General features: G+C 69.2%; 9 protein-coding genes and 1 pseudogene. 4 read left to right on the top strand and 6 right to left on the bottom strand.

Features of this window, described 5'->3' with window-relative positions:
* Positions 1 to 568 (top strand): annotated as a pseudogene (locus tag PO768_RS15285) (ornithine cyclodeaminase family protein); the annotation flags it as partial.
* A complete protein-coding gene (locus PO768_RS15280) occupies positions 565 to 2,085 on the top strand; it encodes an MFS transporter (protein ID WP_272646729.1) in 1,521 nt (506 codons plus the stop codon). The pseudogene PO768_RS15285 and the gene PO768_RS15280, both read left to right, overlap by 4 nt.
* A gap of 3 nt (positions 2,086 to 2,088) precedes the next feature.
* Here the strand turns inward: PO768_RS15280 and PO768_RS15275 are convergent, their stop codons facing one another.
* Genes PO768_RS15275 through PO768_RS15250 form a run of 6 tightly spaced genes read right to left on the bottom strand, consistent with a single transcriptional unit; the run spans position 2,089 to position 8,906 of the window.
* The gene (locus tag PO768_RS15275) at positions 2,089 to 2,451 is read right to left on the bottom strand and encodes a translation initiation factor Sui1 (RefSeq protein WP_137943233.1); all 363 of its coding nucleotides are present in this window, start codon (positions 2,449 to 2,451) and stop codon (positions 2,089 to 2,091) included.
* Positions 2,448 to 4,856, bottom strand: coding sequence for a DUF3772 domain-containing protein (locus PO768_RS15270; protein WP_272646728.1), 2,409 nt, complete (start codon positions 4,854 to 4,856; stop codon positions 2,448 to 2,450). The genes PO768_RS15275 and PO768_RS15270 overlap by 4 nt, the downstream gene beginning before the upstream one ends.
* Positions 4,853 to 5,803 carry a tRNA dihydrouridine synthase gene (locus tag PO768_RS15265; RefSeq protein ID WP_137943235.1) on the bottom strand — a complete coding sequence of 317 codons (951 nt, stop codon included), beginning with the start codon at positions 5,801 to 5,803 and terminating at the stop codon, positions 4,853 to 4,855. The genes PO768_RS15270 and PO768_RS15265 overlap by 4 nt, the downstream gene beginning before the upstream one ends.
* Positions 5,800 to 6,297 carry a M48 metallopeptidase family protein gene (locus PO768_RS15260; RefSeq protein ID WP_272646727.1) on the bottom strand — a complete coding sequence of 166 codons (498 nt, stop codon included), beginning with the start codon at positions 6,295 to 6,297 and terminating at the stop codon, positions 5,800 to 5,802. The genes PO768_RS15265 and PO768_RS15260 overlap by 4 nt, the downstream gene beginning before the upstream one ends.
* Entirely contained in the window at positions 6,294 to 8,165 is a 1,872-nt protein-coding gene (locus PO768_RS15255) for a M3 family metallopeptidase (protein WP_272646726.1), read from the bottom strand. The genes PO768_RS15260 and PO768_RS15255 overlap by 4 nt, the downstream gene beginning before the upstream one ends.
* 33 nt (positions 8,166 to 8,198) lie before the next feature.
* Positions 8,199 to 8,906, bottom strand: a complete 708-nt coding sequence (locus PO768_RS15250) for a DUF502 domain-containing protein (protein WP_137943237.1) — start codon at positions 8,904 to 8,906, stop codon at positions 8,199 to 8,201.
* A 37-nt stretch (positions 8,907 to 8,943) separates the two neighbouring features.
* Between PO768_RS15250 and PO768_RS15245 the strand changes: the two genes are divergently transcribed.
* Positions 8,944 to 9,249 carry a 2Fe-2S iron-sulfur cluster-binding protein gene (locus PO768_RS15245; protein WP_137943238.1) on the top strand — a complete coding sequence of 102 codons (306 nt, stop codon included), beginning with the start codon at positions 8,944 to 8,946 and terminating at the stop codon, positions 9,247 to 9,249.
* Positions 9,250 to 9,346: 97 nt separating this feature from the next.
* Positions 9,347 to 10,891 (top strand): methyl-accepting chemotaxis protein, encoded by a 1,545-nt coding sequence (locus tag PO768_RS15240; RefSeq protein ID WP_137943239.1) that lies wholly within the window; start codon positions 9,347 to 9,349, stop codon positions 10,889 to 10,891.
* The last annotated feature ends 39 nt before the right edge of the window (positions 10,892 to 10,930 follow it).

The following is a 10,930-nucleotide window of genomic DNA, read 5'->3' as shown; positions in this document are numbered from 1 at the left end:
GGATGCGCGCAGCCTGCTGGTGGTCGGCGCCGGCCGGGTGGCCGCACTGCTGCCCGAGGCCTATCGCGCCGTGCTGCCCACCATCGAGCGGGTGCGGGTCTGGACGCGCCGACCCGAGGCGGCGGCGGCCTTGGCCGGGCAGTTCGGTGCGGGCATCGACATTGAAGCGGTGCCGGATCTGGCCCGCGCGGTGGCCGAGGCCGACATCGTCAGCTGTGCCACCCTCGCCACCGAGCCGCTGATACGCGGCGAATGGCTGCGCCCCGGCAGCCATCTGGACCTGATCGGCAGCTTCACCCCGGCCATGCGCGAGGCCGACGACGCCTGCTTCGCCGGCGCCTCGCTATGGGTGGACACCGACGAGGCGCTGCGCAAGAGCGGTGATCTGCTGCAGCCGCTGGCCAACGGCGTCATCGGCGCGGCCGATGTGCGCGGCGACCTGGCCGCGCTGTGCCGGCTGCGCAGCGGCCGGACCAGCGCCAATGAGCGCACGGTGTTCAAGTCGGTCGGCAGCGCGCTGGAAGACCTGGCCGCCGCGATGCTGGTGTACGAACAAGAAACGCCATGAACCCCATCGATACCGCTCCCCCCAAAGCCGGCCGCCGCGAATGGACCGGCCTGGCCGTGATCGCCCTGCCCTGCCTGGTCTACTCGATGGACCTGACGGTGCTCAATCTGGCCCTGCCCTCGCTGAGCACCGAGCTCAAACCCTCGGCCTCCGAGCTGCTGTGGATCGTCGACATCTACGGCTTCATGGTGGCGGGCTTTCTGATCACCATGGGCACCTTGGGCGACCGCATCGGCCGGCGCAAGCTGCTCTTGATCGGCGCGGCCGCCTTCGGCCTGGCCTCCATCATCGCGGCCTTCTCGAACAGCACCGCGATGCTGATCGCGATGCGGGCCCTGCTGGGCGTGGCCGGCGCGACCTTGGCGCCATCGACGATGTCGCTGATACGCAACATGTTCCACGACCCGCACGAGCGCCAGTTCGCGATCGGCATCTGGATCGCCAGCTTCTCGGTCGGCGCGGCCATCGGCCCGCTGGTCGGCGGCGTGCTGCTGCAGTTCTTCTGGTGGGGCTCGGTGTTCCTCGTCGCAGTGCCGGTCATGCTGTTGTTACTGCTGCTCGGCCCCAGCCTGCTCCCCGAGTACCGTGATCCGGACGCCGGGCCGCTGGACCTGCTCAGTGCGGCGCAGTCGCTGCTGGCCGCGCTGAGCCTGGTGCTGGCGCTGAAGTGGACGGCCGAGCATGGCCCCAGCTGGCCGGCGGCCGCGCTGCTGCTGGGCGGGCTGGCCATTGCCTGGGCCTTTGCGCGGCGCCAGCGCCGGCTCAGCTATCCGCTGCTGGACCTGAAGCTGTTCGCGCTGCCGCGCTTTTCGGCCGCGATCACGGCTTACGGCCTGTCCTGCCTGGCGATGATGGGGGTCTATATCTTCATCACCCAGTATCTGCAGCTGGTGCTGGGCCTGGCGCCGCTGCAGGCCGGCCTGGCCACGCTGCCCTGGGCCTTGTCCTTCGTCGCCGGCTCGCTGCTAGCGCCGCGGCTGGCCCGGCACTGGCCGCCGGTGGCCGTGGTGGTGTGGGGTTTGGTGGTCGCGGCGCTGGGCTTCGGCATGGTCGGCCTGGCCAGCGGCGGCCTGCTCTGGCTGGTGCCGGGCACCATCGTGATGAGCCTGGGGCTGGCACCGGTGTTCACGATAGGCAATGAAATGATCATCAGCTCGGCGCCGCCGGAGCGGGCCGGCGCGGCCTCGGCGATCTCGGAAACCGTTTCGGAGTTCAGTGCCGCGCTCGGCGTGGCGGTGTTCGGCAGCCTGGGCGGCCTCTACTACCGGGCCCAGCTCGCCGGCGCGCTGCCGGCCGGCTTGTCGGCCCGCGAGGGCGAGGCCAGCCTGGCCACGCTGGGCGGCGCCATCGCGGCGGCCGAGGCACTATCCAGCCAGCACGGCGGCCAGGCCGGCGAGCAGCTGCTGGGCGCGGCCCGGGCCGTCTTCACCGAATCGCTGCAGCTCAGCGCGATGGCCGGCGCGCTGCTGGTGCTGGCGGCCAGCGTGCTGGCGGCGCGCATCTTCAGGGGCAGATAGCCCTCAGCCGCCGGCCTTCTTGACCTTGTGGCCGGCCTGCGTGAGCCGGGCCATCACGGTCTCCAGATGGTCGCCCTGGATCTCGATGACGCCGTCCTTGACCGTGCCGCCGGAGCCGCAGCTGGCCTTGAGCTGCTTGGCCAGCGCGGTCAGCGCGGCCTCGTCCAGCGCCAGGCCCTTGATCAGGGTCACGCCCTTGCCCTTGCGGCCCTTGGTCTCGCGCGAGACGCGCACGATGCCGTCACCGGCGGGGATGGGCTTGGTCTTGCTGCAGCGGCAGTCGGCGGCGGCCTGCCGGCAGCTGGGGCAGGTGCGGCCGCTGTCGGTGGAATAGACCAGGCGGCTGTTGCTCGAAGAGGTGCTCATGGCTCTTGCTTGGGAGGCAGTTCGGAAGGCGGGGGTTCGGGCGGCGGGGCCTCGCGCAGCACCAGGCTCGGCGTCTGCCACAGCGGCACCCCGGCCTCGCGCAGGTCTTGCAGCACCCGGAACAGCAAGGCGCTGCGCACGCCATAGCTCTGGCGCGGCGAGGCGACGAAGCCGGTGGCGTTGAACACCAGCTGGCCCTTGTCGATGCCGTCGAGCTGCACATTGGGTGCCGGCGTGTCCATCACATCGTCGTGTTCTTCGAAGGCGCGGCGCAGGATCTCGCTGACCTTGGCGGTGTCGCAGTCCAGCGGCATCGGCAGCTTGATCTGCACCAGGCCGACCGGGTTCTGATGCGTCACATTGCGCACGATCTTGGTGATGAACTCGGAGTTGGGCACGATCACGGTGGAACGGTCGCCCATCTGGATCTCGGTGGCGCGCACATTGATGCGGCGGATGTCGCCCTCGAAGCCGGGCCCGGGCCCGCCCAGCACCACCCAGTCGCCAACCTTGACCGGCCGCTCGGCCAGGAGGATCAACCCGGACACGAAGTTCGACACCACCGCCTGCAGGCCGAAGCCTATGCCCACCGACAGCGCGCTGGCGATCCAGGCCACCTTCTCCAGCTCCAGGCCGATGGCAGACAGCCCCAGGCCGATGGCCACCACGGTGCCCAGAAAGCTCAGCAAGGTGGTGACCGAGCTGCGCATGCCGGCATCCAGCGAGGTGGTCGGCAGGAAGCGCTCGCTGAGCCAGGACCTCAGCGCCCGCAGCGCCAGCAAGGCCAGCAGGAAGACCAGCAGCGACTGCAGCAGCGCGGTGGGCTTGAGCTGCAGCTCGCCGACGGCAATACCCTCACGCAGCTGGTCGGTGCGCTGCAGGAGATCGGCCGGGCTCTCGCCGAACGGCGCGAGGATCAGCACCAGCACCAGCAGCCAGATCGTCAACCGCAGCGCGCCAGAGCCCAGCACAACCGCCTGGTTGCGCAGCGCGCGGCCGGGCCGGGGCCGGGTCTCGCCCAAGGACTCGTCATCGTCGATCAGCCAGGTGGTGGCGGCATCGTCGATCAGCAGGTTCAGCAGATAGGCACTCAGCGCCAGCACCGCAATCCAGGTGATCTGGCGCACGACGAAGCTGCCCAGCGCGACATAGCCCACCACGATGCCCAGCAAGGCCAGCACCAGAATGCCCCAGACAGCCACCAGGCTCAGCGTCAGCCAGGTCGGGCGCGCGTCATCGGTCGCCTGCTCGGCGTCGGCTTCGGCCATCGCGCGACGGCGCAGCTGCTCGCCGCGATGCACGGTGCGCACCAGCACCGCACCCAGGGCCAGCGCATACGCGCCATTGACCGCCACCTCGATGGCCAGGCTCAGCGACAGGCCGCCGCTCAGGCGCTGCATGAACCAGCCGACGAAGGTGACCGCACCGATCAGGGTCGGGTACCAGCGCAGGCCCAAGGCCACCGAGTCGGGCAGCGGCAACAGGCGCCAGGAGGGCCGGCGCGGCGTCAGCAGCGCGTGGCCCAGGCCGGCGATATAGGCGGCAAAACATACCGCGCCGACACTGCTGGCCAAGAGCGGGCGCAGCGGGTCGCCGTCGGCCAGGTTCTCGCTCAGCCCCAGGGCCAGCGCATAGGCGGCAACACCCGGCACCAGCATGGCCAGCAGGGTCTGCAGCACCGCGTAAAGCGAGCGCCGCACGCGGCCCGGCGGCGTGCGCTGCGAGGCCAGTTCGGTCAGCCAGCGACCCAGCCAGACGCGCAGCGCCAGCGCTGCCAGCAGCATGCCCGCCAGAGCCAGCCAGCGCGCCCCCGAGCTGCCCGCGATTGCGTCGCTCAGGCGCTGCTTGAACTGCTGCAGCCGCGCGGTGTCGCGCGTCAGCCCGCTGCGCAAATCGTTCCAGAAACTCGGCGCCAGGACCGAGTCGGTGCGCTCGAACAGCTCGGCCCGAAAGCGCGCCCGGCGCTGCCCGCCCACTTCGTCGGACAACTGCTCGCTCTCCAGCGCCAGCAGCCGCGCCAACTTCATCCGGGTGTCCAGCAGCTCGCTGCTTTTCTTCAGCGCACGGCGCTGCTCGGCCACATCGCCGGCCTCGCTGCCCTCGGCCGGCACCGGCCCGAGCTCGGCCAGACGCGCCTGCGCGCTGTCGAACTGCGGCGCCTGCTCCAGGGCAATCGCCTCGGCGCGCTGCTGCAGCGCCAGCAGCTGGCGGCGAAAGTCGGCCAGCTCGGCATCGCCCAGCGGCTTGCCGTCACGGACATCGCCACCCAGTCGCTTGCGGATCTGCTCCAGCTGGGTGCGCGCGCTGTCCAGCGTCGCATCAGTGTCGACCGGGTCCTGGGCCCAGGCGGCGGCCGTGATCAGCAGCAGCCAGACCAGCAGCAGTTTGTGCAGGGCGAATCTCATGCGGCCTCTTTGATCGGCGCCCAGCCGAAGAACTCTCGCTCCAGCTGCCCGGGCTCGTTGATCGTGCGCACCCGCCAGTAGGCCTGCTCGGCCTCGGGGTAGCGGCGCTTCAGATAGTTCAGCCATTGCTTGAGCCGGCCGGCTTGATGGCGGGTCTCGACATGGCGGCGCACCTGGCCCCAGAAGACCTCCATCAGCGGCAGCAGCTGAGCCCAGGGCAGCGGCAGCGCTGCAGCGCTGCGTATCGCCAGCGCCAGCCCCGGATCAGCCACCATGCCCCGGCCCACCATCAAGTCCTCGCACCGCGACTGGGCGCGGCAGTTCTCGGCATCGGCGGCGGTCCAGATCTCACCATTGGCGATCACCGGCACCTGGACCGCGGCACGCACCGCCGCGATGCGGTCCCAGTAGGCCGGCGGCTTGTAGCCATCGGCCTTGGTGCGGGCATGGATCACCAGTTCCTCGGCGCCGGACTCGACCATGGCCAGCGCGCAATCCAGCGTCTTCGAATCGTCCAGATAGCCCAGCCGCATCTTGGCCGAGACCGGCAGATGGGCCGGCACGGCGCGGCGCACCGCGCCGACGATACGGGCGATCAGCTCGGGCTCGTCCAGCAGCACCGCGCCGCCGCGATGGCGGTTCACGCATTTGGCCGGGCAGCCGAAGTTCAGATCAATGCCCTCTGGGCCCAGCGCCGCCAGCTTGGCCGCGTTCTCGGCCATGCAGACCGGATCGGAGCCCAGCAGTTGCGGCCGCACCGGCACACCGGCGGCGGTCCGGCTGCCATTGAGCAGCTCGGGCACGATGCGGGTGAAGACGCGGTTGGGCATCAGCATATCGGTGATGCGGATGAACTCGGAGACGCAGCGGTCGATGCCGCCGACGCGGGTCAGCGCGTCGCGGAGCATGTGATCAAGCAAGCCCTCCATGGGCGCCAGCAGAATCATTGCGGCAGCTCCTGCTGCGTCAACCACAGCCGCAGATCAAACTCCAGCTGCCCGTAGTTCGGCTCCATATGCTGGCACAGCGAATAGAAAGCCTTGTTGTGCTCCAGCTCCTTGATATGCGCCAGCTCGTGGACGACGATCATGCGCAGGAAGTCGGCCGGGGCCTCGCGGAACAGCGTGGCGATGCGGATCTCGCGGCGCGTCTTCAGCTTGGCACCCTGCGCGTTCTGCGCGCGAGTGTGGGTGCCCAACGCGTGCTGGATGATCTTGAGCTTGGCGTCATAGCAGACCTTGTTCAGCGGCTCGGCATTGCGCATGAAGCGCTGCTTCAAATCCTGGGTGTAGTCGAACAAGGCCTTGTCGCTGCGCACCTCGTGCGTGTCGGCATAGCGGCGCTGCAGATACTCGCCGAGCTTGCCCGCTTCGATCATGCTCTGCACCTGGGCCTGTAGCTCGGCCGGATAGCCGGCCAGGTACTTCAGCGGCGGGTTCACTGCAGCCCGGGCCTCGCGTAATGCTCGCCGACCCAGCGCTCGAAGCGCTCGCACATCGCGTCCTCACCCTCGCTGCTGTCGGCCAGCAATTCGGCGCCGTGAACGATGCGTATCGTCGCGTCCAGTGCCGGCAGGCCGGCCGCCGGTTCGCCACGCGCGCTGGCCGCCGCCATCGCCTGCTGCGCGCGGGCCCAGGCCTCGTCGACGGACTCGTTGCAGGCCTCGGCCAGATAGCGGGCCGAGAAGCCTTCGCCGGTCAGGCGGCGCAGGGTCGCATCATGATCGATGCTGTTGCCGGGCGCCCAGTAGTGCTCGGCCAGCGCCGGGCCTATGGCCGGGTTGTCGGCCAGATAGCCATGCTCGCGCAGGAAGTGGGCGCGGGTCTGGTAGACCGCCATATGGGCCAGCAGATAGCCCTGGTAGGAGGCGGCCGATTCCTGGTTGAGCAGATGCGGAATCGCCAGCAGCGGCCGCGGGCCGGCGGCCACGCCCTGAACGCGCAACTCGGTCGCGCGGGCCAGCGCCAGCACGGCCTCGGCCGTCAGCGCCGCATCGTCCATCGCATAGAGCGCGGCCTCGAAATAAGGCACGACGGCGATCGCGCGCTCATCGAAGGCCCGCATCGGCTGCTGGCTGGCGATGCGCTCGCGGATCAGCGCATCGGGGATGGCCTCGCCAGCGGCATTGCGGGCATAGCGCTTGAGCCAGTCGGCGTCGTTCAAGAGGCTGTCGCAGAACATCGACTGCGTCTCGGCATAGGCCATCGAGGTGGGCGCGAACTCCTGCGAGAAGCAGGGTGAGTTCTGCACCACATTGGCGAAGTGCGCGGCATGGCCGCCCTCGTGGAACAAGGTGTTGATCGCACGCAGGCCGCTGCCGACCTGGTCGGGCTTGGCCTCGGCGGTGAAATTGATCTGGCCGGCCACCCAGCGTCCCGCTGCGTCGACGTAGGCCGGGATCGGGCCATGGCAGAAGCCGTTCTGGTACTTGCCCTCGCGCGCCAGCAGGTCCAGCTGCATCGTGGCGCCGCGATAGCTGATGCCCAGGCGCCGGAAGCTCTGCACCCAGCGGCGCAGAGCCGGGCCGAAGGGCATGTACTCGTCCATGCGGCGCGCCACATCGCCGCCGCTGAAGTAGCGCAGATTCCAGGGCTGCAGCGCCGCTGCGCCCTGCGCGGCGACCAGGGCCGCCAGGGCCCGGTCATTGCCGGCCTGCGTGCGGGCGACGAAGTCGTCGAGGATCTCGAACAAGGCCGCCGGTGTCATGCGCTCGTTCTTGCGCAGCTTCAGCTCGAAGTAGTTGGCAAAGCCGAGCGAGCGCGCGAAGCGGTTGCGCAGCCGCACCAGGTCCAGGAAGCCATGGTCCAGCACCCAGCGCTCGATCTCGCCATAGGCCTCGTAGGAACTGCGGCGCGCGGCCTCGCTGGGGTTGCTGGCCATATTGGTGGCCAGCATGCTCAGCGTGGCCACCTCGCGCTCGCCGCGCTCATTCAGATGGGTGGGCGCGAGCTCTTTCTTCTGCGCGAACAGCGCGGCCTCGGCCACGATCAGCTCGCGCATCAAGGCCTGGCCCTCCGGCTTGTCGACAATATGGGCCTCGAACAGCGCCAGCCAGCCCTGCAAGCCATGCAGCAGCGCATCGCGCGCCGGCCCGGCCGGCTCGGCCTGCACGGCGGCCAGATGGGTGCGCGTTGCGGCGAGCCGCGCCGGGTCGGAGATGAAGTCCTTGTAACGCGCCTCGGCGGCCGCGAAGCCGGCGTGGTCCTCGCTGGTGGCCGTATAGGTGGACCAGAACAGGTCTTCCTTGGTCTTGTGGACCTGGAGGTAGTCGCGGTTGAGCGCGTCGAAAAACTCTTGGGCTTGCATCATGGGAGGCTCTTGTGGAGACAGCCCCGTATTGTCTCAGGCATCGGCCACGGGCTTGGCCGCTACCTTCGCGCCCAGCACCTCGGAGCTGGTGACGCCCATCGAGACATAGAGGCTGGTCAGCCCGTCCATGCCGATCTCGGCCGGCCGCACCCATTCGGTGGGCAGGAACAGCAGGCCGCCGCCGACCGGCACCGGCGCGGTCGGCACGATCACCGCGACATAGGCGACCCCGTCGATCAGCACCGGCTCCGGGTTGGACAGCAGGCCCAGCACCAGGGCCCCGCCCTCCGGCTTGACCCCGCCGAAATGACACCACACCGGCGCCATCGAGCGCACGCCGGCCTCGTCGCGCTTGGACAGCATCTCTATCATGCGCTTGAGCAGGTCGTAGACCGTGCTGATGACCGGGATGCGCGCGATCAGCGCCTCGATGCCGGTCTTCAGCCGGCGCTGCAACTGGGTCTCGACCACGAGGCCCAGCAGATAGATCAGCCCCATCGCCAGCGCCAGCCCCAGCAGATAGGCCATGCCCTGCGATTCGATCAGACCCAGGGTCAGCAGGCCGATGCCATGACCCAGCCAGCTGTCCGGGCCGATGAAGCTCAAGAGCATCGATCCCACCCAGCCGATCAAGGCCAAGGTGGCCAGCAGCGGCAGCACGGTCAGGAAGCCGGTGACAAAGGTGCGCAGCACATGGCGGCGCGCTTCGGTGGCAAAAAAGGTCTTCGGGGTTTCGTTCATGGCGCTCTGTCGGTCGGGGAGCAGGCATCATGCCAGCATGACTGCTGCATTCCCGGTCGAGATCCGGCCGCAGGGCTGGCAATTCGATGCCGCGCCCGAACAAACCCTGTTGCTGGCCGCACTGGAGATGGGCCTGCGCATGCCCCATTCCTGCCGCAACGGGACCTGCCGGGCCTGCATCGCCCGCCTGCTGGACGGGCAGATCGACTACCGCATCGAATGGCCCGGGCTGAGCCGCGAGGAGAAGGCCGAAGGCTGGATACTGCCTTGTGTGGCCTGCGCGCGCAGCGCGCTGACGCTGGAGGCGCCGGCCACCGTCAATCTGTTCGATGCCCCGCTGTAGCGCCGGACTACCCTCTGGTTAACCCTTTGTTCCGCCGATCGAAGCGGCGGCGGCTGGGTCAGCATCGCGGTATTCAAACCCCGCCCCTGCCCCTCCCATGCTCAAACTCAACAATTGGCGCCTGCGCACCCGCGTGCTGGCCGGCTTCGCCCTGGTCATCCTGCTGATGATGGTGGCCTCCACCGTCGGCATCGTGCGGGTCGCGATGCTGAACCAGCGCATCGAGCGTCTGGTCGAGGTCGATATGCAGGCGCTGGACCTGTCACGCCAATGGGCCGGTATGAGCGAGGGCAGCATCCAGCGTCGCATCGTCTCGATGGCGGTCGATGACGAGGTCTTCGTCAAGGCGCTGACGCGTCGCTCCAAGGAAGTGTCCGAGCGCATCGACAAGGTCCAGGCCGAGCTCGACAAGATCAGCAAGACGCCCGAGGCCGACCGGCTGACCGATGTGATCGCCGAGACGCGCAAGAAATACCAGGCCTCGCGCGAGGACCTGATGAAGCTGAAGAAGGCCGGCGAGAACATCCAGGCCCGCGTCGCGGCCGAGCTGATCCCGGCGATGGAGACCTATCTGGCGGCCATCAACAGCTATGCCGACTACACCCGCGAGGTGCTGCAGACCGCGCGCCGCGAGGCCGAGGCCGAGGCCCAGACCACCCGACAGCTGGTGACCGGCCTGATGCTGCTGGCCGTGCTGCTGGGCCTGGGCGTGGCGGTGGCCATCACCCGCTCGGTGACCGCGCCGCTGGCCCGGGCGCAGAGCCTGACCCGGGCCATCGCCGAGGGCGACCTGACCGCGACCACGCGTGCCGAAGGCCGTGACGAGCTGGCCGAGCTCAATGGCGCGCTGCTCCATATGCAGGGCAGCCTGTCGACGACCATCACCGGCGTGCGCCGCGCGGCCGAGCAGGTGCGGCTGGCCTCCACCGAGATCGCCAGCGGCAATCTGGACCTGTCCAACCGCACCGAGCAGGCCGCCAGCAGCCTGGAGCAGACCGGCGCCGCGATGGCCCAGCTGGGCGAAGGCGTCAAGCTCAATGCCGAGGCGGCGCGCCAGGCCGACGGCCTGGCCAAGACAGCCTCGGACGTAGCCGGCCGCGGCGGCGCAATGGTCGAGCAGGTCATCAGCACGATGAGCGAGATCCAGCAATCGTCCAGCAAGATCGCCGACATCATCGGCGTGATCGATGGCATCGCCTTCCAGACCAATATCCTGGCGCTGAACGCGGCGGTGGAAGCCGCCCGAGCCGGCGAGCAGGGCCGCGGCTTCGCTGTGGTGGCCAGCGAGGTGCGCGCGCTGGCACAGCGCAGCGCCCAGGCGGCGCGCGAGATCAAGACCCTGATCTCGGCCTCGGTCGAGCGCGTCGAGGGCGGCAGCCGCCTGGTCGGCGAAACCGGCAGCACCATGCGCGAGGTGGTCGACAGCGTCAAGCGCGTGACCGACATCATCGGCGAGATCTCCAGCTCCAGCGCCAACCAGGCCCTGACCCTGTCCGAGATCGGCCAGGCCGTGCATCAGCTGGACCAGATGACGCAGCAGAACGCCGCGCTGGTCGAGCAGTCGGCCTCGGCGGCCGAGAGCCTGAAGGACCAGGCCGCGCAGCTGGTGGACGCGGTGGCCAGTTTCCGGCTGCGCGCCTGAACTGTCCCTGCGAACTGTGGACAAGTCCGTGCACAGCCT

Source organism: Paucibacter sp. XJ19-41, from assembly GCF_028462495.1.
Taxonomy (GTDB): domain Bacteria; phylum Pseudomonadota; class Gammaproteobacteria; order Burkholderiales; family Burkholderiaceae_C; genus Roseateles_E.
The sequence above is the reverse complement of the archived record's forward strand: the minus strand, read 5'-3'. Positions and strand labels throughout refer to the sequence as shown.

Coding starts and splice junctions, on each gene's coding strand:
- PO768_RS15280 (WP_272646729.1), top strand. CDS start 565: ATGAACCCCATCGATACCGCTCCCCCCAAAGCCGGCCGCCGCGAATGG.
- PO768_RS15275 (WP_137943233.1), bottom strand. CDS start 2,451: ATGAGCACCTCTTCGAGCAACAGCCGCCTGGTCTATTCCACCGACAGC.
- PO768_RS15270 (WP_272646728.1), bottom strand. CDS start 4,856: ATGAGATTCGCCCTGCACAAACTGCTGCTGGTCTGGCTGCTGCTGATC.
- PO768_RS15265 (WP_137943235.1), bottom strand. CDS start 5,803: ATGATTCTGCTGGCGCCCATGGAGGGCTTGCTTGATCACATGCTCCGC.
- PO768_RS15255 (WP_272646726.1), bottom strand. CDS start 8,165: ATGATGCAAGCCCAAGAGTTTTTCGACGCGCTCAACCGCGACTACCTC.
- PO768_RS15250 (WP_137943237.1), bottom strand. CDS start 8,906: ATGAACGAAACCCCGAAGACCTTTTTTGCCACCGAAGCGCGCCGCCAT.
- PO768_RS15245 (WP_137943238.1), top strand. CDS start 8,944: ATGACTGCTGCATTCCCGGTCGAGATCCGGCCGCAGGGCTGGCAATTC.
- PO768_RS15240 (WP_137943239.1), top strand. CDS start 9,347: ATGCTCAAACTCAACAATTGGCGCCTGCGCACCCGCGTGCTGGCCGGC.